General features: G+C 59.4%; 27 protein-coding genes. 9 read left to right on the top strand and 18 right to left on the bottom strand.

From position 1 onward, the window contains the following. Nucleotides 1-28: 28 nt before the first annotated feature. The 6 genes from GSF27_RS04690 (at nt 29) to GSF27_RS04665 (ending at nt 6,478) form a co-directional block, all read left to right on the top strand. Nucleotides 29-526, top strand: coding sequence for an LEA type 2 family protein (locus tag GSF27_RS04690; RefSeq protein WP_160966190.1), 498 nt, complete (start codon nt 29-31; stop codon nt 524-526). A gap of 179 nt (nt 527-705) precedes the next feature. Then, entirely contained in the window at nt 706-906 is a 201-nt protein-coding gene (locus GSF27_RS04685) for a hypothetical protein (RefSeq protein WP_160966188.1), read from the top strand. 446 nt (nt 907-1,352) lie between these two features. After that, nucleotides 1,353-2,510 (top strand): N(2)-acetyl-L-2,4-diaminobutanoate deacetylase DoeB2, encoded by a 1,158-nt coding sequence (gene doeB2 / locus GSF27_RS04680; protein ID WP_160966186.1) that lies wholly within the window; start codon nt 1,353-1,355, stop codon nt 2,508-2,510. 27 nt (nt 2,511-2,537) lie between these two features. Then, a complete protein-coding gene (locus GSF27_RS04675; RefSeq protein ID WP_160966184.1) occupies nt 2,538-3,812 on the top strand; it encodes an aspartate aminotransferase family protein in 1,275 nt (424 codons plus the stop codon). Further along, on the top strand, nt 3,809-5,107 hold the full coding sequence (gene doeA, locus GSF27_RS04670) for an ectoine hydrolase (protein ID WP_160966182.1): 1,299 nt from the start codon (nt 3,809-3,811) through the stop codon (nt 5,105-5,107). Before GSF27_RS04675 ends, doeA begins: the two co-directional genes overlap by 4 nt. Nucleotides 5,108-5,116: 9 nt before the next feature. Beyond that, on the top strand, nt 5,117-6,478 hold the full coding sequence (locus GSF27_RS04665; RefSeq protein ID WP_160966180.1) for an NAD-dependent succinate-semialdehyde dehydrogenase: 1,362 nt from the start codon (nt 5,117-5,119) through the stop codon (nt 6,476-6,478). Nucleotides 6,479-6,504: 26 nt separating this feature from the next. On the opposite strand, the gene GSF27_RS04660 is transcribed toward GSF27_RS04665, so the two are convergent. Next, the gene (locus GSF27_RS04660; RefSeq protein ID WP_160966178.1) at nt 6,505-7,746 is read right to left on the bottom strand and encodes a cytochrome P450; all 1,242 of its coding nucleotides are present in this window, start codon (nt 7,744-7,746) and stop codon (nt 6,505-6,507) included. A 219-nt stretch (nt 7,747-7,965) separates the two neighbouring features. Here GSF27_RS04660 and GSF27_RS04655 point away from each other — a divergent pair, with 219 nt between their 5' ends. Then, nucleotides 7,966-9,702: a mechanosensitive ion channel family protein gene (locus GSF27_RS04655; protein ID WP_160966176.1), complete on the top strand. Its 1,737-nt coding sequence runs from the start codon at nt 7,966-7,968 to the stop codon at nt 9,700-9,702. Nucleotides 9,703-9,750: 48 nt separating this feature from the next. Here the strand turns inward: GSF27_RS04655 and GSF27_RS04650 are convergent, their stop codons facing one another. Next, on the bottom strand, nt 9,751-10,275 hold the full coding sequence (locus GSF27_RS04650) for a gamma carbonic anhydrase family protein (RefSeq protein ID WP_160966174.1): 525 nt from the start codon (nt 10,273-10,275) through the stop codon (nt 9,751-9,753). 290 nt (nt 10,276-10,565) lie between these two features. On the opposite strand from GSF27_RS04650, the gene GSF27_RS04645 reads away from it, so the two are divergent. Then, nucleotides 10,566-12,254: a carbon starvation protein A gene (locus tag GSF27_RS04645; protein WP_160966172.1), complete on the top strand. Its 1,689-nt coding sequence runs from the start codon at nt 10,566-10,568 to the stop codon at nt 12,252-12,254. A gap of 102 nt (nt 12,255-12,356) precedes the next feature. Here GSF27_RS04645 and GSF27_RS04640 read toward each other — a convergent pair whose 3' ends face one another. From GSF27_RS04640 to GSF27_RS04625, 4 genes are read right to left on the bottom strand one after another with little or no spacing between them, the layout of a single operon-like run. After that, nucleotides 12,357-13,340, bottom strand: a complete 984-nt coding sequence (locus GSF27_RS04640; RefSeq protein ID WP_160966170.1) for an LPP20 family lipoprotein — start codon at nt 13,338-13,340, stop codon at nt 12,357-12,359. A gap of 30 nt (nt 13,341-13,370) precedes the next feature. Continuing rightward, nucleotides 13,371-14,675 (bottom strand): hypothetical protein, encoded by a 1,305-nt coding sequence (locus GSF27_RS04635; RefSeq protein ID WP_160966168.1) that lies wholly within the window; start codon nt 14,673-14,675, stop codon nt 13,371-13,373. A gap of 15 nt (nt 14,676-14,690) precedes the next feature. Beyond that, nucleotides 14,691-15,278 carry a penicillin-binding protein activator LpoB gene (locus tag GSF27_RS04630; protein WP_160966166.1) on the bottom strand — a complete coding sequence of 196 codons (588 nt, stop codon included), beginning with the start codon at nt 15,276-15,278 and terminating at the stop codon, nt 14,691-14,693. A gap of 12 nt (nt 15,279-15,290) precedes the next feature. Next, nucleotides 15,291-15,842 carry an LPP20 family lipoprotein gene (locus GSF27_RS04625; protein WP_160966164.1) on the bottom strand — a complete coding sequence of 184 codons (552 nt, stop codon included), beginning with the start codon at nt 15,840-15,842 and terminating at the stop codon, nt 15,291-15,293. Between the two features lie 362 nt (nt 15,843-16,204). On the opposite strand from GSF27_RS04625, the gene GSF27_RS04620 reads away from it, so the two are divergent. Next, entirely contained in the window at nt 16,205-16,384 is a 180-nt protein-coding gene (locus tag GSF27_RS04620; protein WP_160966162.1) for a hypothetical protein, read from the top strand. A gap of 15 nt (nt 16,385-16,399) precedes the next feature. On the opposite strand, the gene arsJ is transcribed toward GSF27_RS04620, so the two are convergent. The 12 genes from arsJ to GSF27_RS04560 all read right to left on the bottom strand — a co-directional run bounded on the left by arsJ (nt 16,400) and on the right by GSF27_RS04560 (nt 24,402). Next, complete coding sequence (gene arsJ / locus GSF27_RS04615) at nt 16,400-17,644, bottom strand: organoarsenical effux MFS transporter ArsJ (RefSeq protein ID WP_160966160.1); 1,245 nt, start codon at nt 17,642-17,644, stop codon at nt 16,400-16,402. Continuing rightward, a complete protein-coding gene (locus tag GSF27_RS04610; RefSeq protein WP_160966158.1) occupies nt 17,641-18,651 on the bottom strand; it encodes an ArsJ-associated glyceraldehyde-3-phosphate dehydrogenase in 1,011 nt (336 codons plus the stop codon). Before GSF27_RS04610 ends, arsJ begins: the two co-directional genes overlap by 4 nt. Before the next feature lie 30 nt (nt 18,652-18,681). Then, the gene (locus GSF27_RS04605; RefSeq protein WP_160966156.1) at nt 18,682-18,921 is read right to left on the bottom strand and encodes a thioredoxin family protein; all 240 of its coding nucleotides are present in this window, start codon (nt 18,919-18,921) and stop codon (nt 18,682-18,684) included. A 20-nt stretch (nt 18,922-18,941) separates the two neighbouring features. Beyond that, nucleotides 18,942-19,934 (bottom strand): permease, encoded by a 993-nt coding sequence (locus GSF27_RS04600; RefSeq protein WP_160966154.1) that lies wholly within the window; start codon nt 19,932-19,934, stop codon nt 18,942-18,944. A 1-nt stretch (nt 19,935) separates the two neighbouring features. After that, nucleotides 19,936-20,955 carry an ACR3 family arsenite efflux transporter gene (gene arsB / locus GSF27_RS04595; protein ID WP_160966152.1) on the bottom strand — a complete coding sequence of 340 codons (1,020 nt, stop codon included), beginning with the start codon at nt 20,953-20,955 and terminating at the stop codon, nt 19,936-19,938. 33 nt (nt 20,956-20,988) lie between these two features. Further along, a complete protein-coding gene (locus tag GSF27_RS04590) occupies nt 20,989-21,333 on the bottom strand; it encodes a metalloregulator ArsR/SmtB family transcription factor (protein ID WP_160967502.1) in 345 nt (114 codons plus the stop codon). Nucleotides 21,334-21,447: 114 nt separating this feature from the next. After that, entirely contained in the window at nt 21,448-21,828 is a 381-nt protein-coding gene (locus GSF27_RS04585) for a sirohydrochlorin chelatase (RefSeq protein ID WP_160966150.1), read from the bottom strand. 41 nt (nt 21,829-21,869) lie between these two features. Beyond that, complete coding sequence (locus tag GSF27_RS04580; protein WP_160966148.1) at nt 21,870-22,244, bottom strand: hypothetical protein; 375 nt, start codon at nt 22,242-22,244, stop codon at nt 21,870-21,872. A gap of 24 nt (nt 22,245-22,268) precedes the next feature. Then, complete coding sequence (locus GSF27_RS04575) at nt 22,269-23,033, bottom strand: tRNA-uridine aminocarboxypropyltransferase (RefSeq protein WP_160966146.1); 765 nt, start codon at nt 23,031-23,033, stop codon at nt 22,269-22,271. Nucleotides 23,034-23,055: 22 nt separating this feature from the next. After that, nucleotides 23,056-23,379: a thiosulfate sulfurtransferase GlpE gene (glpE, locus tag GSF27_RS04570; protein ID WP_160966144.1), complete on the bottom strand. Its 324-nt coding sequence runs from the start codon at nt 23,377-23,379 to the stop codon at nt 23,056-23,058. A gap of 11 nt (nt 23,380-23,390) precedes the next feature. Then, the gene (locus GSF27_RS04565) at nt 23,391-23,843 is read right to left on the bottom strand and encodes a MaoC family dehydratase (protein WP_160966142.1); all 453 of its coding nucleotides are present in this window, start codon (nt 23,841-23,843) and stop codon (nt 23,391-23,393) included. Between the two features lie 58 nt (nt 23,844-23,901). After that, on the bottom strand, nt 23,902-24,402 hold the full coding sequence (locus tag GSF27_RS04560) for a nuclear transport factor 2 family protein (protein ID WP_160966140.1): 501 nt from the start codon (nt 24,400-24,402) through the stop codon (nt 23,902-23,904). Between the last annotated feature and the right edge of the window lie 4 nt (nt 24,403-24,406).

Here is a 24,406-nt window from a genome sequence, read left to right as displayed (position 1 = left end):
CAACAGCGGTCAGCTGAAGGGCAGGTTTATGAACAAAGTGTGGCGTTCGGTTTGGGTTCTCGGAGTGTTGGGGCTGTTGCTGACAGGCTGTGCCGGCCTGCAGCCAGGTTTTGAGAAGCCCCAGGTAAACCTGACGGCGTTGCGCCCGTTACCCTCCAGCGGCTTCGAGCAGCGCTTCGAAGTGCAACTGCGGGTGGTGAACCCCAACAGCCGTGCACTGCCGGTGCAGGGCATGAGTTACACCCTGTTTATCAACGATATCGAACTGGCCACCGGCGTCAGTAGCGATATTCCGGCCATCGGTGCCTATCAGGAGGTGCAGCTGACGCTACCAGTGAGCACCCAGATTATCAGTGTGCTGCGACTGGTCTCCGATGTGGTCTCCAGCGGCCGTGACAGCGTCGATTACAACCTGGAGGCGCGGATTGATACCGGCATGACCCTGATGCCCCACGTTACCGTTTCCGAGGCCGGCAGCATGAGCCTGTCAGACCTGCGTCCACCGGGACGTTCCATCGCACTCTGATCACGCCCTGTTGTTGTGGCCGTGGCGGTTATATCCCTACTGCCACTGGGGGGCTCTGCAGCTCCTGCATTCCATAATGCCTGGCCAGCGCAAAAAAACCGGCCCGATCGGGCTGACACATGCTGTTGTCTGAACTATACCTCTGGATAGGGCCCTATTGGCCCGCCGGAGGTGTGGCTATGTTTGATGATCCGCTGAAATACTCCATTGCCTGTGATCGTGCATTAATGCAGGTAGCCCTGAAAGCCCGGCAGCGAGACCTGATCGGTGGCGTCATTGCGGGTATGGGGCGCCGCCGTCCGGCACCGGCAAGGATCATCGCACGTGCTGCAATGATTGCTACCGACTCCCCGGTAAACCGCAGGGGTCGCCAGTCCTGATAGAGGATTCCTGACCGGGGAAACCCGGCAGTAGTGGATTGACCTCCACTCGCCTGATCGTTTCTGCAACAACGAGCCGCCGCCGGCAACGGGTGGTTCATTTCAATTGTTGTACCCCCACACTGTGGCGGTGCAACTCAGGTATGGCTACAGGCTGATACCCATAAAAACATGTCACCGGGCTGCGTCATCCTGGTGCATAAATTCATCCCGGTCATCATGGATGACCTTTTAGATAAAAATAATTTGTCGTAACAAAAAATTATATTTTCCGTAGGCGTCTGTTTTTGCGCCAGTTTTTCTTTTTGGCGCAGCGCGCACCGAAAACGTACCTGGCGGGTGGAACATCACTTGCAACAGGCACACTGTCAGTGCAATTCCGCTGGCAGGGCGCTCTCTCCGATCCGGTCAGAGGAGCGCACCGTCAGCACCAGACAGGAGGGCTTTTGACCAACCTCTGGCAAGACAACATCGCCTTTGCCCGGACATTACGCAGAGAGCTGCACGCACACCCGGAACTGAGTTGGCAAGAGCACCGCACCGCCAGCCAGGTGCGCGCACTGCTGAGTGAGTGGCAGATTCCCTGGCGGGCCTGTGCCGATACCGGCACCCTGGCGTGGCTGGGGCGGGAACGGCCCGGTGCCGCCATCGCCCTGCGTGGGGATATGGACGCACTGCCAATCCAGGAGCAGACCGGCAAGGCGTGGCAATCCACCCACGATGGCTGCATGCACGCCTGCGGCCACGATGGTCATACTGCCACCTTGCTGGCCACAGCACGCTGGCTCAAGCGCTGTGAAGCGCAACTCAAACACCCGGTGGTACTGATTTTCCAGCCAGCCGAGGAGGGCTTTCACGGCGCCCGCGCCATGATCGATGACGGCTGTCTGGAGAATGTCAGCACCATCTACGGCTGGCACAACTGGCCGGCCTTGCCCTACCGGGCTATCGCCTGTCCCGATCAGCTGGTGATGTGCGGTAACGGCACCTTCACCATTGATCTCATCGGTCGCGGTGGCCACGCCAGCCAGCCGGAAGCCTGTGCCGATCCTCTGCTGGCTGGGGCGGCAGTGGTTCAGGCGCTGCAGCAGATTGTCAGTCGCCGTCTCTCGCCGCAAGCCGCGGCGGTCATCAGTGTCACCCAATTCCAGTGCGGCAACGCGCCCACGGTGATTGCCGAGCGGGCGCAGCTGGGGGGCAGTATCCGCATCCCGGATGAGGCCACCCGCCACACCATCAATGCCATGATCACCGACGTCGCCACGCAAACCGCCCGAGCCTGGGGAGTGACCGCAGAGGTCACCCATCACAGTCGCTACCAGGCCACCATCAACCATCCCGTTCCCGCCGCCCATGCCCGTCACAGCTGGCAGCAGTTGTTCGGCGAACAGACCCAGCGACATGACCATCCGCTGCCGATCATGGCGTCGGAAGATTTCAGTTACTACCTGCAGGAGATACCCGGCGCTTTCGCGCTGATTGGCAGTGATGATGGTAATGGTCATCACATCCCGTGCCACAGCCCACATTACGACTTTAATGATCGCCTGATCGCCGATGTCAGCCAGTGGTTTTGCCGGCTGGTGGGTATCGATGCGAACTGAGCGAGCCTACAACGACGAGGAGCTTTTATGAGCATTTTCGAAGATCGCGAATCCAGTATCCGGGCCTACAGCCGAACCTATCCGGCAGTGTTTGCCACGGCCAGTAACGCCCGTCAGGTGGATGAGGAGGGCAAGGAGTACATTGACTTCTTTGCCGGCGCCGGGGTGCTTAACTTCGGCCACAACAATCCGCGTATGACCGAAGCCATGATCGCTTACCTGCAGGGTGGTGGTGTGCTCCACAGTCTCGATATGAAGACCACCGCCAAGGCGGCGTTCATGCAGAAGTTCACCGATGTGATTCTGAAACCCCGCAATATGCCGCACCGCATGCAATTTATGGGGCCGACAGGTACCAATGCGGTGGAGGCGGCCATGAAACTGGCGCGGCGGGCTACCGGTCGTCATCACATCGTGGCATTCAGTCGCGGCTTTCACGGTATGACCCTCGGTGCGCTGGCGGCCACGGCCAACAGCTATTTTCGCGAAGCGGCGGGTATCCCTTTACTGCACGTCAGCCATGAACCGTTTGGCTGTGACAGCAAATGCCTTGGCTGTGAAAACAACTGCGGTGTTGACGCGCTGCATACCCTGGCCGCGCGCTACCGCGACGGCTCCAGCGGTATCACACCCCCGGCGGCGTTTCTGGTGGAAGTGATTCAGGCCGAAGGTGGTGTCAATGTGGCCAGCCGCGAGTGGCTGCAATCGCTGGCAACACTGGCAAAAGAGCTGGGTTCGGTGTTGATCGTGGATGAGATCCAGGTGGGCTGTGGACGCACCGGCAGCTATTTCAGTTTTGATGACATCGGTATCGAGCCGGACATCATCTGCATGGCCAAAGGCATCGGTGGTATCGGTACCCCCATGGCCATGAACCTGGTGCACCCGGAGCTGGATGAAAACTGGTCGCCGGGGCAGCACACCGGCACTTTCCGCGGCCAGAACCTGTCGTTTGTGGCTGGCACTGAAGCGTTGGCCTACTTCGATACTCCCGACCTGATGGTAGAGGTGAAGGCCAAAGAGCTGCTGACGCGCAAGCAGCTGCAACCGCTGTTAAGCAGCGACAATTCTCTGCAACTGCGTGGCAAAGGCCTGATCCTGGGACTGGATGTGGGCGACGGCGAACGCGCAGCGGCCATCGTGCAACGCTGCTTCAGCAAGGGGCTGATCATCTCCGCCTGTGGCAGCGGCGGCAAGGTGCTGAAGCTGATTCCCCCGCTCACCATTCCCGAGGCAGACCTGGTTGCGGGCCTGGAGATCCTCACTCAATCCATCCGTGACGTAATGGAGCAAGCCGCATGATTGAACGCGATGACATGACCTTTCCCTTCGCTGAATACCAGCGCCGCCTGAGCGAACTGCGTCAGCGTATTGCCGAGCGCTGCCTGGATGCGGTGGTGATTACGGATCCGGAAAACATTACCTACCTGACGGACTACCAGACTACGGGTTACTCCTTTCTGCAGGCCCTGGTAGTCCCGCTGGAGAAAGAGCCGTTTATGATCACAAGGGCGCTGGAGGAGTCCAATGTCTTTGCCCGCACCTGGGTGGAGCTGACGCGACCCTATCCCGATACCGGTGATGCCATCCAGATGCTGGTGGATGCGTTAAGGGAGTTCGGTCTGGGCGACAAACGCATTGGTTACGAGCGCAACAGCTACTTCTTTCCCGCCTATCAGCAGGACACCATCCACACCAGCCTCAAGGAGGCAAAGCTGATGGATTGCTTCGGCATTGTGGAGGAGGGGCGTGTCTGCAAATCGGCGGTGGAGCTGGAGGTGATGCAGAAAGCGGCTCTGGCCACAGAGGCAGGCATGAAAGCCGGTATTGAGGCGTGTGAAGCAGGGGTCACCGAGAACGAGATTGGCGGAGCCATCAGTGCCGCCATGTTCAGCGCCGGTGGCGAGACGCCGGCGGTGATGCCCTACGTTACCTCCGGTCCGCGAACCATGATCGGTCACGCCACCTTCGAAGGGCGCGTGGTGCAACCGGGTGAGCACGTCTTCCTCGAAGTCGGGGGCTGCTACCGCCGCTACCACACTGCCATGATGCGCACGGTACTGCTGGGTGAGATGAGCGATGCCATGTATCAGGCCCAGGAGGTGATGAAAAAGGCGCTGGATACCATTCACTCCGAAGTGCAGCCGGGCATGACGGTGTCAGACGTGGACAACATGGTGCGCAATATTATTGAAGACAACACCGTCGGCGCGCGCCTGATTACCCGATCCGGCTACTCCATCGGCATTGCCTTTCCCCCCAGTTGGGACGAGGGTTATATCCTCAGCCTCAAGCAGGGTAACTCCGCCATTCTCAAACCGGGCATGACCTTTCACATGATCCCCTGGATGTGGGGTGTGGAAGGCAACAAAACCTGCGGTATCTCGGACACGATTGTGATCACCGATACCGGTTGCCGCTCTTTCTTCACCATGGATCGGGACTTTACGGTCAAGCCCGCAAAATCCGGCAGTGGTGAGTTCATCAATATCTCCAGCGCCCGCAAGCCGGATACCACCGAAGCGGCCAGCGCGAGAGACAAGGAGACAAGTAAGCATTCCGGCAAAAAAAACGAGAAGCAATCGGCTAACGCCTGAGGAGGAGAGATGCTGCAAACCATCAATCCCGCCACGGGAGAAAAACTGGCATCGGCACCCGCCCTGACAGGGGACGAGGCCAATGCCGTGATTGAGCGTATTGCTGACGGTTTCACCCAGTGGCGCAACACCGGTTACACAGAACGGGCGCAGATCCTGCGCAGCATGGCCGCCGCCATGCGCGAGGCAAAAGTGGAGTTGGCAGACCTGATGGCGCTGGAGATGGGCAAACCGGTGGCGGAAGGTCTGGCAGAAGTGGAGAAGAGTGCGGGTTGTGCCGAGTACTACGCCGAAAAGGGCGCGGAATTCCTGGCGCCCGAGCCGCTGGAGTCCGATGCCAGCCGCAGCTATGTGCAGTTTCCGCCGCTGGGTACCGTGCTGGGCATCCTGCCCTGGAATGCACCTGTGTGGCTGGCCCTGCGTTTCCTGGCGCCAGCCTTGATGGCCGGCAATACCTGCGTGATGAAAGCCGATCCCAATGTGCCCGCCACGGCGGCCTGCCTGACCAAGGTGTTTTACAGTGCCGGCCTGCCGGAAAACGTTATGGCCAATTTACCGGTGACCACCGATCTGGTGGGGGAGGTGATTGATCATCCGCGGGTAAAAGCGGTGTCGTTTACCGGCTCCAGTGTGGCGGGACAGAAGGTGGCCGCCCGTGCGGCGGCAGGGCTCAAGCCGGCGGTACTGGAGCTGGGGGGCTCCGATCCCTGTATCGTGCTGGCCGATGCCGACCTGGACAAGGCGGCGGAGGTGGTGACCCTGTCGCGTATGATCAATGCCGGCCAATCCTGTATTGCCGCCAAGCGACTGTTTGTGGAAGCGTCCATCTACGAGAGCTTCACCGAGTCTCTCTACCAGCGGTTTGCGTCGCTCAAGGTGGGTGATCCCCGTGATCCGGCCAACAATCTCGGCCCTCTGGCGCGGGAAGACCTGCGCCTGCAGCTGCACCGGCAGGTGAGTGAGACCATCGCTGCCGGCGCGCGCTGTGTTATCGGTGGGGATCTGCCGTCAGGGGCCGGCTACTTCTATCCACCAACCCTGCTGTTGGATGTACAGCCAGGCATGGCCGCCTTTGAGGAGGAGACCTTTGGCCCGGTGCTCAGTGTGACGCCGGTGGCGAATCTGGATGAGGCGCTGGCGTTGGCCAATGCCACGGATTACGGCCTTGGGGCCAGCATCTGGACCCGCAGCCAGGCGGCCATGGACAAGGCCATTGCCACCATCGAGTCCGGGCAGATCGCCGTTAACGGCATCGTCAAAACCGACCCGCGACTGCCTTCCGGCGGCATCGGTAAATCCGGCTATGGGCGGGAGCTGGGGCCGCAAGGGATCCGTGAGTTTGTGAATACCCAGCAGGTATGGATTGCCTGATGGCGCCTGCGGACATTGCCGACGGCTTAATCCCAGCGCAGCGGCAGGGAGGCCACTGCCAGCATCTGGCCTGCATGGAACTGTGCCGGCTTGGCTGTGTCCAGGCGAAATTCCGGTAGGCGTTGCAGCACCACGTGATAGAGGGTTTGCAGCTCCAGTCGCGCCAGGTGCGATCCCAGGCAGCGGTGTGGTCCCATACCGAAGGCCATATGGCGTTTGTTTTCCCGCAGCAGGTCAAACTGTTGTGGCTCCGGGAATTCGGCCGGATCCAGGTCCGCCAGCGGCAGGTAGGTCATGATTTTGTCGTTCTCCGCCAGCTGCCGCTCACCCAGTTGCACGGGAGTGAGCACGCGGCGGATAGGAATGGTCATGGTGTAGCGACGCAGCAGTTCTTCCGTGGCCTCGGGAATCAACTGCGGATCGGCGCGCAGCTGCTGCTGGAAATCCGGGTACAGGGCCATATGACGCACACCAAAGCCGATGGCGTTAACCACGGTATCGAGACCCGCCAGGAACAGCAGCACACAGTAGTCTTCCATCAACTCGAAGGTCATGGGCTCACCGTCCAGTTGCAGCTCCCACAACCGGCTGATCAGGTCATCACGGGGATGGTCGCGACGCTCCAGAATGATATCGGTCATCACATCGGCAATATTGCGTAAACGCAACAGCTGGTCATGGGGGTTGGCACCGGCGGGGGCGAATACCTCCCTCACCAGCTCGCGGAACTCCGGCAGTCGATCCAGCGGCAGTCCCATCATCTTCAGGAACACCTGTACCGGCAATTGCTCGCCGACGGCAGTAATAAAATCGCATTGGCCGTCGTCTATGATGGTGTCGATCAACTGGTGTGCCAGCTGCTCAATATCCCCTTTGAGGGCGTTAATGGTTTTCGGTGCAAACACCTTCTGCAGTGGCTGGCGATAGCGGGTGTGCTCCGGCGGATCCAGCATTACCGGCACCGGGTGGGGAATACGGGGCCCGTCCGCAGGGATCATGGCCTCCAGCTTGCTCATCTCCTGTGGCGATAGCATGCCGCTGGAGAACTGCTCCGGGGTGCGCAGCACGGTAAAGGCCTGTTGGTAGCAGGTGGTGACCCAGTGGCCGCCGTTGCAGGGCGTCCAGAAGAGTGGTGGGGCTTCCGCCAGGAGTTGCAGGGCGGTGTTATGGGGATCTTGCAACAGACGTTGATCAAAAATATCGAATTCGAAAACGGCGTCTGCCGGCACGTGGGCCGGGCACGGGCTGAGCAGGTGAGGGGCGGTCATGGCACTGTCCGGTTATTATTATCGTCTGCCAATGACAACGTGGCGGGGCGAATTTGGCAAGGGGTATACCGGTCAAGAGATGTACCGGTGAATTGCCGGCAGCGGGCAGATTGTCTGGTGGCCACCCGAAGGCTGTCACGACAGGGTGTGACTGCTATAGTTGTTGCTCACAGGCAAACAGCCAGGATGTTACCCATAGCGCAGAGGGAAGCGAGAGTAATGCTGCAGTCCAGAGTCTCATCAATCCATCGTCTTTGTATAACCCTGCTGGTCTTGCTGGGTATCGGCACCACTGTCGCTGTTACGGCGCAGGAAGCCGAGACTGCCGATGCTGACCAGCTGGCCGGGCTGGAAGTCGAATATCAGCATATCGTCGCCACCAGACATCGCCTCGATACCTTCGGGAATCCCGGTGAGAAACTCAATATGGATCGCGACATGGTGGCGGATTTTGTGATCGACCAGCGTGTGGGGCTGCTCACCAGCGAACTCGATTTTATCCAGCACTGTATCGAAAAGGCTCCTCCTGAGCACAGCTGTTTCGCGCAATCACAAGCGCTGGTGGCCGGCTATCCGGCGGCCGTCGGTCAGACCTACGGGGAAAAGAAGGTACAGCTGCCAGCGGCGGATTTGTCGATCGCCGAACGGGTCGTGGCCTACGCCCGGATTTTTGACGTACTGGAAGTGCGTGATGCGCAGGACGACCTGTTCCTGCGAGCCCTGCAGCTCACCCAACAGTTGGGTGCTGACAGCCAGCCCCTGCGGGATCAGCTCAGCAGCCACCTGCAGACGCGGGCTATCAATACCACCATTGTGCTCAGCCAGACCCTCCACAATGTGCGGGCGCTGAAAGAGGCATCCAACCTGTTGTCCGGCGACGCCGACCTGAAGGCGCGCCTCACGGCCAATGAGGGTTTGGCCCGGCGCCTGGGGCAGGCACTGGAGCGGCAGAGCAAACTGTTGAAACAGCTGGATGTGGATACCGCCGACTACGATCAGCTGGTGGTGAAGGCCACCGGCCAGCTGTCCGCCACCACGCTCTCCACCGGACTGGTGGCCGAATTGTTCAGCAGTTGGGGCAGCAAGGTGTCTGACATGGTTGTCGACGAAGGGCCGGGGCTGATTCTTAACCTGCTGGTGGTGCTGGTGATTCTGGTGGTGTTCTGGCGCCTGGGCAGGATTGCCGAAAAGGTGGTGTTCCAGGCGCTGAATCGCTCCCGCAAGCGGGGTTCACAGCTGTTGCACAAAATGGTAGTCAACCTGGTGGGTAACGCGGTGTTTGTGGTGGGGATATTGATTGCCCTGTCGCAGGTAGGGATCTCCCTGGGGCCGCTGCTGGCAGGTGTGGGTGTGGTGGGCTTTGTCATCGGTTTTGCCCTGCAGGATACGCTCTCCAATTTTGCCTCCGGCGTTATGATCCTGGTCTACAGCCCGTTTGATGTTGATGATGTTATTGAAACCGGCGGGGTGTTTGGCAAGGTCAACCATATGAGCCTGGTCAATACCACCATACTCACCTTCGACAACCAGACGGTGGTAGTGCCCAATAACAAGATCTGGGGCGAAGTGATCAAGAACCTCACTAACCAGAAGCAGCGTCGGGTGGATATGACATTTGGTATCGGCTACGGGGCGGATATCGATTTGGCCACTGCCATCCTGGAGAAAATTCTCGAAGAGGACGAGCGCATTCTCGATCATCCGGAGCCGCTGGTGCGCCTGCACGAGCTGGGCGATTCGTCGGTCAATTTTGTGGTGCGGCCATGGGTCAAGCCGGACGATTACTGGGAGGTCTATTGGCACACCACCCGTGAAGTGAAAAAACGCTTCGATGCGCAGGGTATCGAGATTCCGTTCCCGCAGCGGGATGTGCACCTGGATACCAGCGCTCCGCTGCGTATCCAGCTGGATGGTGGCTCTGCAGCCACAGGTTCAGCCGCAGCCCGGGAGGAGTAACCTGCACAGGCCCGCGAACAGCGGGCCGGTGAAGCTGGCTGGCGAAGGTCAGTCCTGCAGTGGCTTCAGCGTTTGCAGATAGCGTTTGCCATTGGCGGCATAGTGTTCGGCACTGACCTCCAGCATTTTTCTCTGTTCGTCGCTCAGCGAGCGCTTGATTTTGGCGGGACTGCCCACCACCAGGCTGCCATCGGGAATTTCCATACCCTCGGGTACCAGCGCGTTGGCGCCGATGATGCAGTGTTTGCCTATCCTGGCGCCGTTCAGCACCACCGCCTGAATGCCAATCAATGAAAAGTCACCCACCTGGCAGCCGTGCAGCATGGCCTGGTGTCCCACCGTCACACCCCGGCCCAGGGTCAGTTTGATACCCGGGTCTGTGTGCAGTACCGCACCATCCTGGATATTTGTTTGCGGGCCTACAGTGATGGTGTCGTTATCGGCCCGGATGATGGCACCGAACCAGACGCTGGCCTGGTCTTCAAGGCGTGCATCGCCGATCACACGGGCGCAATCGGCCACAAAGACATCGCGTCCCACCTGAGGTTGTTTGTCGTCGAGCTGATAGAGCATGGCTGATTTCCTGGTTAAAGAGTGGCGGCAGTATACCAGTTGCTGCATCCCCGGCGTCTGCCGTGCTGCTCGCCGGGGAGGGGAGGGGCTTACCGGGGCGGCGCGGCGGCCGTATCGGGAGCGCGGTGATGGCCGCTTTGCTTGCGAATCACTCTCATCCCAACTATAGCTAGTAAGGGCCAATAATCCCGTGGCACTGTCAGAGAGCGCCTGCACGGATGGCCCATCCCTCACCCAAGCCAGAGGGGAGTCCCAATCTGCCTGGTCTGCAACCGGAGTAGGAGCTATCTATGCAATCAATAACAATAGTTGTGCTTGGTATCATCGGCATGTTCCTGGGATGGTGGTTCTATTCAAGGTTCATCGCCGAGAAAATATTTCAGCTGAGTGATGAGTTCCGTACTCCCGCTCATGAATTTAACGACGGCACTGACTTTGTGCCCACCAACAAGGTGGTTCTGTGGGGGCACCACTTTACCTCGGTAGCGGGTGCCGCGCCCATTGTGGGGCCGGCCATTGCCGTCTACTGGGGCTGGGTGCCAGCGGTGTTGTGGGTGGTATTCGGTACTATCTTCTTTGCCGGGGTCCACGACATGGGGGCACTGTGGGCCAGTGTCAGGCACAAGGGGAAATCCATCGGTGCGCTGTCGGAATCGGTGATCGGTACGCCCACCCGCAGCCTGTTTATGGTGGTGATTTTCCTCGTGCTGCTGATGGTTAACGCCGTGTTCGGGGTGGTAATTGCCAAATCTTTCGTCAGCCAGCCCAACGCCGTGTTTCCGGCCTGGATGGCCATTGTGGTGGCCCTGGTCATCGGCCAGCTGCTACGGCGCAAGTTCAGCCTGATACCGCTCTGTCTGGTGGGTGTGGTGATACTGTATATGTCCGTGTTTGCCGGCAGTTATATCCCCATCAGCCTGCCGGATGCCATGTTCGGGCTCTCTCCCAACGCCAACTGGATCATTATCCTGTTTATCTATGCTGCCATTGCCTCGCTGTTGCCGGTGTGGATGCTGCTGCAGCCGCGGGACTTTATTAACGGTATGCAATTGCTGGTGGGACTGTTCCTGCTCTATGGCGCTGTGTTTCTGTCGCTGCCGGATATCACAGCACCGGCGTTCAACACCCAGAAAGCGGTGGATACACCCTCCATTATCCCGCTGTTGTTTGTCACCATTGCCTGCGGCGCGGTGTCCGGTTTTCACGGTATTGTCTCTTCCGGTACCAGTTCCAAGCAGCTGGATAAGGAGCCTGATGCCCGTTTTGTGGGTTATCTCGGAGCAGTCGGGGAAGGTTCCCTGGCGTTGATTACTATCGTGGCGGTCAGTGGCGCGGCCTTCGCGGCCTCGCCGGAGGAGTGGCACGAGGTCTATGCCCACCTTGGCGATGGCAGTGTGTCCGCATTTATCTCCGGTGGCGCCAACCTGATCCAGCAGGGCTGGGGATTGCCGCAGGAGTTTGCCTCAACCATTCTGGCGGTGATGGTGGTGCTGTTTGCCGGTACCACCATGGATTCCGGCGTGCGGCTGCAGCGTTACATTATTCAGGAGTGGGGTTCGATCTATAACATCGAATGGCTGAAAAATGGCACCGCAGCTACCTTGGTAGCGGTGGGTGCCTGCCTGATCCTGGCCTTCGGCGCCGGTGGTGCCTCCGGCAGCGGTGGCATGATTATCTGGCCACTGTTCGGTTCCACCAACCAGATCCTCGCCAGCCTGACCCTGCTGGTGCTGTCGGTGATGCTGATCAAACTCAACCGTCCGGCTTACTTCACACTGATCCCTATGACCTTTGTGCTGGTGATGGCATTCCTGGCGGGGCTGATCAAGTTGAAGGAGTACTACCTGGCAGGCAACTATCTGCTGGTGTTCCTCGATGCGGTGGTGCTGATCGTGAGTGTGCTGGTCATGCTGGAGGCGGTTGCGGTGATTGCGGCCTTCAAGCGGGAGAAAAAACGCCTGGGGCAGGTGCAGCCCTAGGTCTGTCACCAGCACCGGCCAGACTACCGCTGCGGGAAGCAGCGGTAGTGGTTGAGTTGGCCGGCGCTGTGAGGATTTTCATGGCTTGTCAGGCGTTGGGGGTCAGGGCTCGGTGGACAACAGCTCAAACACCCGTGCTGGTAACTGCCGGTTAATTTCATCCCTTACCCTGCCTTCCAGCAGACCTTCCTCAGTGGAGGAGGCCTTTAACGGCCAGCGCTGCTTGGCCATTACTTTCTCGCCTTGCCGGAAGATCAGTTCGTAGGATCCCCGCTGCCAGTACCAGCCCTGGCGTTGCTCAACCGGTGCCAGGTCGAGGCTGCCTGCCAGGCTCAGGTAGGAATCCTTGGTCACCACCCGTACACCCATTTGCGTCAGGGCTCGCTGCAGTTCTGCTGCCACCGATGCGTCGTCGGCACGGACCTGGATGGTCAGCTCCGCCAGACCGTTACGCAGCAGGTTTTCGATATCCGGCAAGCTGTAGCGACTGCGGATGCCCTGGCCATTGGCCACGATCATCAGGCTGCGGTTGAGTTCATCCCTTTGCAGTTGGGTCTGGCGTGCAAGGGCCAGAGCCCTCATTGCGGCTACAGGCGTGGCTGCCGTTTTGGTGCCGTAGGTAACCAGCTCTTCCACTTTGGTGTCCAGCGGCTGGATGGCGGCGCGGAAGCGGGCGGCAGCGGCGTTTTTGTCCAGGATGGCCAGCGCGTAGTTGCGGCCATCGGTGGCTTGCCACTGTTCGGCGATGGTCGCGCCTTCCACCACCTTGCGGGTCTCAATGCTGATTTCCCGGCTCACCCGCTGTTCGTTAGTGGTCTGCTGCAGCTCGCCGCTGCCGACGCTCTGTGCACTGCTGAAATCCTGGCTGGTGTCCGAGACCGCTGCTTCAAAGATGCGGGCCAGGTTGGCCAGGGCCCGGTCACTGGCGGTCTGCAGGTCTTCGCCACTGCCGACGGCACTGAGGTGAGTGGCGGCCGGGTAGGCGGCTTGTGGCGTATCTATCCACTGCGGGCGTTCGGGCTGTCCGGAACAGGCGGCCAGGGTGATCAGCAGCCCGACCAGGCAAAGTTTACCGATGTGTGACATGTCGCTCTCCTTGATATGACTGGCAGGCAGTCATGGCCTCTCTGTTATCTCATCTGTGGCATTGGTGTCGAGTGTTTGAGGGTAACCGAACACCGCCGGTGTGTAACTGCTGGTGAACAGTACCCGCATATTGGCGGGGCGCTGGAATTTCCCCGCGTCATCAGTGAAGGACTTGAGTGGCAGGGTGAGGGGGCTCTCCGCAGGTGCCTGCAGTCTCGCAACCTGGATGTAGGCCGGCAGCAGGTTCCAGCTGCGCAGGTCCGCCTGTTCGCTGAGGACACTGAAAATATTGGCGAAGGCGCCGGCCAGTTCGCTCTGCTCGCGTGCGTTTCTGACCATGTGGTATTTGGCCACTGCCCGTGCCGTAGCCGTCGCCACCAGTGCGCCGGATTCGGCATCCAGGTCCTGCCGCACCCGCCGCTCAATATTCTCGATGATGGCGGTAGTGCCACTGCTGCCGGGCGCTTGCCACTGCAGCGGGTGTGGTGTCCGGCCCGAGTCGTGGTAGCCGGGAATAACTACTGTCACCACCGTGTTGGCTTCACCGGCAAATATTGTCAGCCGCGTTTCCGTGCGCTGGCTGACCACACCGTCAAAATAGATCAGTAACCATTCGGCCTCTGTGCGACCGGGCACTGTCGCGTCGCGATTGAATTCGCTGCGATAGCCGTTGTACTCCCTCTCAAAACCGCGCTGGGAGTGCGTCAGGTTCAGGAGAGCGGACTGAAGAGCCTCCGGTACCGGTTCCTGACGCTCCTTGAGGATATTGTAGGCGAGACGGTAACTGATGAGGGCGTCATCACGTTCACCGGCCAGCTCATAGATCAGACCGGCCACAAAACGTGCCGAGGCCAGATGGCCAATGGTTTTGTCGGCGGGGAACTGGCGCATGGTGACATCCAGTTGCAGGGCTTCCACCCGGGCGGCTTGCAGGTCTCCGCCCAGCAGGTAGGCCAGCGCCAGGGTAACGTGCACCAGCACGCGGTCGGTGGGGCTGCCGCTGTAACTGCGCAGGGTCTCATTGGTAGTGAAGGCGGCCAGATTTTCGCTGACACTGGTGGCGGCGAGAGCCTCCATGATCTGCTTGGCTTGCTGCAGATCCTGCTGGCTACCGCTGAAGTCTCCGGTATAGAGCTTCAGCAGGCCGGTGTTCAACAGGTACTGGGCGCGATCACGCTGGGGCGGCTCGATCTGCTGCAGCCGCTCCAGCGTGGTGATCGGACCGCTGGCGGGCATTTGTGCCGCCAGGTCCTTCAGTTTCCAGGCGGCACAGCCGTTCAGTAACAGCAGGCAGAGGCAGCCAACAACGGCTTTGCAGCCAAGCAGCATAGTCATCCCTGAGCTCTGGCTTTAGAAGCGGATCTTGGGATTTTTTACCAGTTTCTTGATCTTCTTCTGGCCGACCCACACTTTACGGTTGTCCGCCATGCTGATGAGGGTCAGATCCACCTGGTAGTAACGCACCTGTTGCTTGCCCTCGGCGTCGATGATGGTGTTGATCTGGCCCTGCAGCATGAAATCCGCCCCCAGTTCCTGACCGGCGGCATTGCGGGTGCCCTCGCGGGCATTGAGGTCCTGGTCAATACGCTCGTCGCGGATCTCACCACGCTCATCGCGGGAGGCGACAAAGTCCACACGGCCGGAGTTGATCAGTGATCGCTCCATGTCGGCGACAAAGGTTTTGACGTTAATGTGCTCATGGCTGAGGTTGCGTACGCTGCCGACGATCACCGCCGGGCGGGTGCCGTTGCGGGAGGTGTAGTCTCCGAGCCATGGCCGCGCCAGGGCGTCGCTGATCATCTCTTCGGCCACCAGTCGTGAATCGGTGTCGTTCCAGGCTCCGCTGAGATCAATGCTCTCGTCGGGAGCAACCCGCTGCACGGAGGTTCCGCAGGCACTTAACAGCAGGCTGAATGCTGCAACTATCCACAATCGCATGGGTATGACTCCTTATTGCTGTTCCGCTTCCACAAAACGGTGGAAATTGGCTGTGGCGTTATTCTGGTAATACTGTTTGAAGTTTTCGGAGAGTTTGGCAGCACTGCTGATGGCACCGTCCAGCGCACTCATATCCATCTCGGCGAAGGAGTAGATATTGCCGGTACGGGGATCCAGCCAGCGGCCCTTGATTTTGGCGCCGCTCAGGGCGGTCTGGGTCGTGCTTTTCACCGACTGCTCGATGCTGTTGACGGTTGTGTCGCCACTGGCACTGGCATAGTCATGCAGGGCACTGTCCACATAGGTGGAGACAATACGGGCGAGCTCTGCGCGGGCACGGCCATCGGCCGCCGAGCGTTGCAGTGATTGATCGTTCATGGGCGCAGCAAAGCCAACGCCGTAGAGATAGCGACCATCGGGGTTTTCCACCGCCTGGGTGCCTTCGTTGACCCAGTCGGGAGCCCCCTTGATACCGAGATCACTCTCGATGGTGGGGGAGCCGCCACAACCCGCCAGGGTAAGGGCGAATGCAGCCAAAAGCGGGACGAGAGAGCGCTTTGTCATTATTAAACTCCTTTTAATCGCGAACGCAGGGGAGCAGCTTAGCGCAACCCGGATCGCCTTGTCAGCCGCATTTTGGTGCATCGGAGTGCTGTGGGGGATATACCCTTACTACTCGTGACTGTGGCCAATGCAGCGTGCACACAGATTTTGGCAATGCCCGCGCTACAGCTGCAGTGGGTAAGTACGGCCCGGCACCTGCCTCGCGGCATAGTCCGGGGCGGGGTTGGTGGGGGCGGTAATTGATTGAATCAGATCACTAACACCAGACTGTTTTTACGCTACACTGCCGGCAGAAATTGGCTTGGCAGCCGTGCGGGGTTGTTGGGCGCTTTTGTCAGAACCATGGAGTGAAATATAAGACGATGAAAAAAGTAGCTTTGCTTGTTGTTGCAACCTTGATGGCTTGCGGGTGTGCAGAATTCAAGGATGCAGGACGCTCTATTGGCCACGGTACCCGGGACGCCATGACCTCTATCGGTCACGGTACCAAGCGGGTAGTGAACGAGACCGCAGCTTCCATTGAGGACTCCACTTCCAAATAAACCCGGCCGGGAATCTTATTCCGTAGTGTGACCCGGGCCTGCCGGTGGCAGGCTGTTGTCATGCCGGGGCAACCCCAGCGAGACCAGTGCAGTGACCGCAATCATGGCGGCTGAGACCCACAGGCAGGCCGCCAGTCCCTGAGTCTGAAACAACCAGCCCGATAACAGGGTTCCCAGCAGTCGCCCCATGGCATTGGCCATATAGTAGAACCCCACATCCAGAGATACTCCGTCGTGGCTGGCGTAGCTGACAATCAGGTAGCTGTGCAGTGACGAGTTCACCGCAAAGACAGCTCCGAACAGCAACAGCCCGGTGATTAATACTGTCTCCGGCTGCAGTGGCAAGAGCAGGGCGATGCCGGCGGGTATTACGGCAAGGGTCGCTGCCCACAGCAGGGCATGACGCCCATCCGGCCCATGATCACCGGTTTTACCGGTGAGGCGGGGCGCAAAGCCCTGCACAATACCGTAGCCGATAATCCACACTGCCAGGAAACCGCCCACACTCCAGTGATCCCAGCCAAAGACCGTGGCCAGGTAAACGGGCAGCGCCACCACAAACCAGACATCCCGCGCGGCAAACAGAAACAGGCGCGCGGCGGAAAGGTAGTTCACTGCTGTACTTTTGGAAAAGAGTTCATTGAACTTCGGTTTGTTTTTCGCTTTGCCCAGATCTTTTTTCAGGCTGACTATGCTGTACAGCCAGACCAGCAACAGGGCAATTGCCATCGCCAGTACCGCCGCCTGAAAACCCAGCAGTGACAGCAGTGCACCGCCAAGGAAAAAACCGGCACCTTTCAGCGCATTTTTGGATCCTGTCAGCAGTGCTACCCACTTGTACAGCTGCCCCCGGGCATCGGCAGGTACCAGCAGCTTGATAGAGCTTTTGGCGCTCATCTTGTTGAGGTCTTTGGCAATGCCCGAGAGTGCCTGCGCCGCCATGACCCAGGGTACGGTCAACAGGGCTGCCGGAACCAGCAGCATACCCAGTGCGATCACCTGCAGCAGCAGGCCGACATTCATGGTGCGGTTGAGGCCAAGTCGTGCGCCCAGCCAGCCACCGACAAGATTGGTAATTACGCCGAAAATCTCATAAAACAGGAACAGCAGCGCGATCTGCAACGGGCTGTAACCCAGCCCGTGAAAGTGCAGCACCACCAACATGCGCAAGGCGCCATCGGTGAGGGTAAAGGCCCAGTAGTTGCCAGTGACAATCAGGTACTGACGGATCTCCGGGGCGAGATTGGCGAGCTTGCTCATATCTGGTCGGCACGTCCTACCATGTGCGCCAGTTCCATGGTGCGATTGACGTAACCCCATTCGTTGTCGTACCAGGCGTAGAGTTTCACCTGGGTACCATTGACCACCATGGTGGAGAGGGCATCGACAATGCTGGAGCGGGGATCGGTCTTGTAATCGATGGAGACCAGCGGTCGTTCTTCAAATCCGAGAACGCCTTTGAGTTCGCCGTTGGCGGCGCCCTGCAGCAGTTGGTTTACCTCTTCAGCGGTGGTGGTGCGACTCACCTCAAACACACAGTCGGTGAGGGAGGCATTGGCCAGGGGGACACGCACGGCGTGACCATTCAGCTTGCCTTTCAGTTCCGGAAAAATATGGGTGATCGCAGTAGCCGACCCGGTAGTGGTGGGGATCAGGCTCATGCCGCAGGCGCGGGCCCGGCGCAGGTCCTTGTGCGGCGCATCGAGAATGGTCTGGGTGTTGGTGAGGTCGTGGATGGTGGTCATGGAACCGTGCACAATGCCCAGTTGCTCATGGATCACTTTCACCACCGGCGCCAGGCAGTTGGTGGTGCAGGATGCCGCGGTGACAATCCGGTGTTGAGCCTTGTCGTAGAGTTGGTGATTCACACCCATAACCACGTTAAGCACACCATCTTCTTTTACCGGGGCGGTCACCACAACACGCTTCACGCCCTGATCCAGGTAGGCCTGCAATACCGCTTTGGTTTTCATCTTGCCGCTGGCTTCAATCACCACATCGCAGCCGGACCAGTCCGTGTCGCCGATACTCGTGTTCCGGGTGCAGGCAATGTGCTGGCCATTGATAACGATGGCATCGCCGTCGTGACCTGCGTCGTAATGCCAGCGGCCGTGCACCGAATCGAAGGTGAGCAGGTGAGCGAGGGTAGCGGCATCGCCTGCCGGATCATTGATCTGTACAAACTCCAGGTCGTCCCAGTCGAAGGCCGCGCGCAGAGCCAGCCGTCCCATGCGGCCGAAGCCATTGATACCCACTTTGATAGTCATGATGTGTCCTGTTAGTGATCCGGGAAAAAGTCAGGGCTGGCGCAGCCAGCCTTCAATCTGTTCACGGTGGGGAATGGAGCCGCTGTGTACCAGTTGTTCGTCCACCACCACCGCCGGTGTGCTCATGACGCCGTAGCTCATCATCGCCTGCGGACTGGTCTCCTTGATGATGTTTGCCTCTACGCCCAATTCGGCGGCAATTCTGCTGATGGATTCAGCGGTTTTGGTGCATTTGGTACAGCCGCTGCCTAACACTTTGATCTCTCGCATGGTGAGTTCCTCGTGTGCATTTACAGAAACGGAGTCAGTCCGTTAAAGATCCAGCCAACGATGGTGAAGGCTGTTAACAGCAGTGCAAACAGTATCGCCAGCAGGCGCCACTGCATCACTTGCTTGAGCAGGATAAATTCCGGAAAACTGGCAGCTACGGTACTCATGCAGAAAGCCAGTGTGGTGCCGATGGGGAGCCCTTTGAGAATCAGGCTTTCCATGACAGGAATGACTCCGGTGGCGTTGGAGTAGAGGGGAATCCCCAATACTACCGCCGCCGGCACCGACCACCATTGGCCCTGGCCCAGATAGTTCTCGATCCAGCCTTCCGGTACAAAGCCGTGCAGGGCAGCGCCCAGGCCGACACCGATGATGACCCACTTCCAGACGCGACTGAAAATATCCAGGGTTTCATCCCGGGCAAACTCGTGACGCTGTTGCAGGGAGAGCGCTTCTGCGTCGATAGTAGTAGTTACGGCGTTGCCACTGCGAGCACGTTGCAGTGCTTCGGCAGCGAATGATTGTAGCCAGCGTTCCGCCTTTATGAGGTCCAGGAGCAGGCCGCCGGCTATACCTACCAGCATGCCCACCAGAATGTAGAGCAGTGTGAACTTCCAGCCCAGCAGGCTGAGCAGCAACAGCACCGCCACTTCGTTTATCAGCGGTGAGGTGAGCAGAAACGCCATGGTGATACCCACCGGAATACCGGCCGAGGTAAAACCGAGAAATACCGGAATGCTGGAGCAGGAGCAGAAGGGGGTAATCGCACCAAATACAGAGCCCATCAGGTAGCCGAGGGCACGGTGACGACCGCTGAGGTAGTCACGCACTTTTTCCACATTCAGCGAGGCGCGCAGCAGGGCGATGACATAGATCATCACCAGCAGCAGGGCGAAGATCTTGCTCACATCCTCCACAAAGAAGTGCAGGGCGCTGCCCAGCTTGCTGCCGGCGTCCAGCGCCAGCAGTTGGTAGACAACCCAGTCGGCAAGATCCGTAAATATTCCTAACATATCAGTTACCAAACCAGTGGCGGGTGCGGTTGGCGAAGGCCACCAGTGACAGCATCACCGGCACTTCTACCAGCACCCCGACAACGGTGGCCAGCGCCGCACCGGAGTGCAGGCCAAACAGGGAGATGGCGACTGCCACTGCCAGCTCAAAAAAGTTGGAGGTGCCGATCATGCAGGCGGGCGCGGCCACGGCGTGTGGCAATTTCAGCCAGCGGGCAGCGCTGTAAGCGATGGCAAAGATGCCGTAGGTCTGCAGCAGCAACGGAATGGCAATCAGTACGATGGCCTGCGGTTGCTGCAGGATGGTCTGTGCCTGAAAGCCGAACAGCAGTACCACTGTGCCCAGCAGGCCGATAATGGACCAGGGCTTGAGGGTTTGCAGCAGGGTGGCGATGGCCGCGTCGCTGCGGTAGCGGTGCAACAGGGCACGGGTGGCAACGCCTGCCAGCAGGGGTAGTACCACATAGAGGACAACTGACAGAAGCAGTGTTTCCCAGGGCACGTGAATGTCACTGACGCCCAGCAGGAATGCGGCAATGGGGGCAAAGGCGAAGATCATAATCAGGTCATTAACCGAAACCTGTACCAGGGTGTAGTTGGGGTCGCCTTTGGTGAGCTGGCTCCAGACAAACACCATGGCGGTGCAGGGGGCCACCCCCAGCAGGATCATGCCGGCAATGTATTCGCTGGCGGTCTGTGGATCCACCCAAGGGGCAAACAGTACGCGGAAAAAGAGCCAGCCCAGCGCCGCCATGGTAAAGGGTTTGATCAGCCAGTTAATGGCCAGTGTCAGCAGCAGTCCTTTGGGACGGCGGCCAATATTTTTGATGGCCGAAAAATCTACCTGCACCATCATCGGGTAGATCATGACCCAGATGAGTACGGCCACCACCAGGTTGACGTGTGCCCACTCCAGCGTAGCGATGGCCGCGAACTGCTGTGGTGCCAGATTGCCCAGCAGTACCCCGGCACCGATGCAAAGGGCCACCCAGAGGCTCAGGTAACGTTCAAAGATTCCCATCTTGTCTTTCCTTGTCGCGTTGTCGTCGCGCCGTCAGCAGCAGGCGCGGGTGCGTTCCGGGCGCTCTCCCATGTGCCGCAGGCGATTCATGGCATCCTCGATAACAGCGCCATTGTCGGCGGCGGTGGTGTGCAATACCTGCGCGGCCCAGTCGGGCAGCTGTGGATCGAGCCGGTAAAATACCCACTGCCCCTGACGACGGTCGCTCAGTACGCCGGTCTTTTTCAGTTGCGCCAGGTGGCGGGAAATCTTTGGCTGGTGTTCCTGCAGGGCCGCAGTCAGTTCACAGACACACAGTTCTCCCTCATGCAGGATCAGCAACAGGCTCTGCAGCCGGGTCTCGTCTGCCAGGGATTTGAAAAAGGCTGTCGGGTTCATCATTCCACTCCCGCTTTGGGTTGGGAGGATTATACGAAAAAACGTATATATGGGAATCCGTATATTTGTGAAGAGTTGATGACAGTCAAGGCCGCAGTAATTGGCGTCATGTTGTCAGCGCTGGCTGGAGAGGTGTTCGCCGATGAGGTTTGCCAGGCCGGCACTGCTGCCAAAGTATTCAAGCAGCCGCACCTGGCGGCCGGGAAACGCATCCAGTACTTCCGCAACCTGGGCTGGAATGTCCTTTTCCACATGTCGACCCTGGTTAAAGAACAGGGGGTAGACGTCGATCTCCGTCACGCTCTCCGGTAACTCGTGACAGGCCTGCAGCAGTGTTGGCGGTGCCTGTTCCAGCAGGGCGGGGCGTACCAGCTGGTAGCCCGTGGCGCTGGCGGCGACCTGCGCGACCAGTTGGAAAAACTCTTCGTTGGCTGCAGCCCTGCGGCTGCCGTGAGCCATGATAATCAGGGCTCTCTGTGGGGAGGTAGCGGTCATAGGTGTTCAGTGCGGAGCAGTCGGGGCCTGATCTTGGCTGCTCAGAGTACATCATCCGGGTGAAATTGGTAGTTGCCCCGGTTGACGGTACGTTGGTCACGCAGGCTGCGGATCATTCTCTGTACCTGTACCACCCAGATGCTGCCGGAGTTTTCCAGTAGCTGGAATCCTTTTGCCAACAGCTGATTGACGATGGCGCTGCGCGCTGCCACGCCCTGGTCACGGGTTTCGTAGGGTCCCTGGGCCTTGCAGAGTTCCGCCGGCCAGTTGTCGATGCCGGAGAGGGCAATCAGAGAGTAGCTGTGGTCGTCGTTGGGGCGCAGGTGCATCTCGATGCGCCAGCCGCGCAGGTTTCTGAGTACCAGCGCGGGAATGTGTAACAGGTCCGGCGATTGGGTCTGATAATTCAGTTTCATGCCCTGACACCTCGCAGTTATGAGTTAGCCTGCCTGAGAAAGTGCGTGTTCCTGAAGGTTGCTGTGGGCGGCCAGCGTCTGTGGCTGACGATTCATACGGGTGGCGACGTAGTGCTCGTTGAATACGTCGAAATAATCCAGCAGGTGGTTAGCAGCAGAGACCTCGTCAGCGGCGGCGAGCACCAGGGCAGCGGCTTCTGCTGTGGCCAGCCGACTGTTGTCGCAGGCCTGCCGTATGCGGTAATTGCCCAGCTTACGGATCTTATTGTCCACGCTGCTGGAGGGATTCAGCAGGGGCAATCCGGCCAGCCACTTACTGTGTTTGGCCATTTTGCGGGCCTGTTTCCAGGTGCCGTCGAGTACGACGACAGTGGGGATCTTGCCGGGCTGCGTGGTGGGCTGACTTTCCACGGGCCGGGTCTCGCCTTCTGCAGCGGGAAACAGGATCTGGCAATGGCGTCCCGGGTCCGCCAGCAGCGCCAGCAACTCCGCCGGTGGCTCCAGCCGGCTCCAGGCAAAAGCGTGGCACTGCCCGGGGAAGAGATCGGCGATCAGGCGGCCGGTATTGGTGGGTTTGAACACTTCATCGCGGTGCATCAGCAACACAAACTCGGTATTGCATTGCGCTGGTGAACGCCATTGGCAGACACAGGTGCGCGCCGCGAGCCGGCATTGGGGGCAGCGCTGCAGCAAATAGCCCCGGGCCTTGAATTCACGGGTGGATTCCCGCTCGCATTGCAGGCGCAGTTGGTCCACGCAGTGCGGGGGGAAAGTGATGGATGGTTGCATGGGGTGTAGCGAGTCCGGCGGGTTAGCTGCCTTTGACAGTGGCGTCGGGGAACTGCTGGCGCCACAGTTCGGCACCGCCGTCCACACTGTAGACCTGGCCAAAGCCCTGCTGGGCCAGAACCGCGGCTACCTGCTGGCTGCTGTTGCCGTGATAGCAGAACACCAGTGTCGGTGCCTGCTTGTCGGCGGCGGCGAGAAACTGGCTGAAGTTGTCATTGTCCAGGTGCCGGGCCCCCTGCGGGTGGCCGTTGAGATAGGACATCTTGTCGCGGATATCCAGCAGCTGGCACTCCTGGTCGTTAATGAGCTGGGCTGCCTGCTGACAGCTGATGCGGGAGAAGGTCATGGTTGGGTCCGTCAGTTGGGGTTGCGCAACACCAGTATGGTGCCCTGCATGGAGGCCACCATTTCACCCCGGGGATTATAGGCTTCTGCACGATAAATCACAGCGCCGCGATCACTCTGGTTGGGCAGCCGCATCTGGCGCAAGACCTCGACATGGCCGGTGAGGGATTCGTCCGGCAATACAGGCAGTATGAACTTCAGTTTGTCCACTCCCATCCCCACCACGATGTGCATGCGGGAAAACCAGGACTCCACCGTCAGCCGTTGCAGTATGGCCATGGTGTGGATGCCACTGGCGCAGAGCACGCCGATGGGGGACTGGCGGGCGGCCTCCTCGTCAAGGTGGAAGGGCAGTGGGTCGTACTTGCCTGCGAAATCAATGATCTCGTCGCGGCTGAGAAAATAGTCGCCCAGCTTGACGCGACTCCCCGGGATCAGATCGTCCCAGTAATGCAATGTGCTCACGTTTGCGGTTCCCCCGGCTGAAAAATGGCGGCCATTGTAAATCGCCATGGTCCGATCTCTAAGCCCGACCTGTGGTTAGTGCGCCGTAGGAGGGATCCCGGCGGTCGCGGCGGCTGACTGTCGGTTGAGTCATGGCGGTGACGTTGCGGATCTCATCGAAATCGCGAATGGCGATGCGTTTATCCAGCCCCCACTGGCCATTGCGCTTTGACCAGCGATCCACATAGCGGCTCCAGACGGTCATCTGCTGCAGCTGCTCGCCGCGCTGCAGGCGCAGGGTGGCGGTGATGTAGGCTTCGCTGGCGGCGCTGTCACCATCCACCTCAATGAGAATGTTGGACATCTGGTGGGTATGGCATAGCAGGTGTCCGTGCTGGGCGCAGATCAGGTCGATAACGCCAGGCCCGTCGCCCTGGTAAAAATCGTCGTAGTCAGCAACGCTGCCCGGATGCCAGATGCTGTGGCCAAGTTCGGTATCAAGCCGGTCAACCGCACGGCAGTAGCGATACATGAGTTCGGTAATGGCCTGCTTGTCGGCCAGGACGGTGGTGTCGGTCATGGGT

This window comes from Pseudomaricurvus sp. HS19 (assembly GCF_009857815.1).
Classification (GTDB): Bacteria; Pseudomonadota; Gammaproteobacteria; order Pseudomonadales; family Cellvibrionaceae; genus Pseudomaricurvus.
This window is presented reverse-complemented; position numbering and strand designations above follow the sequence as displayed.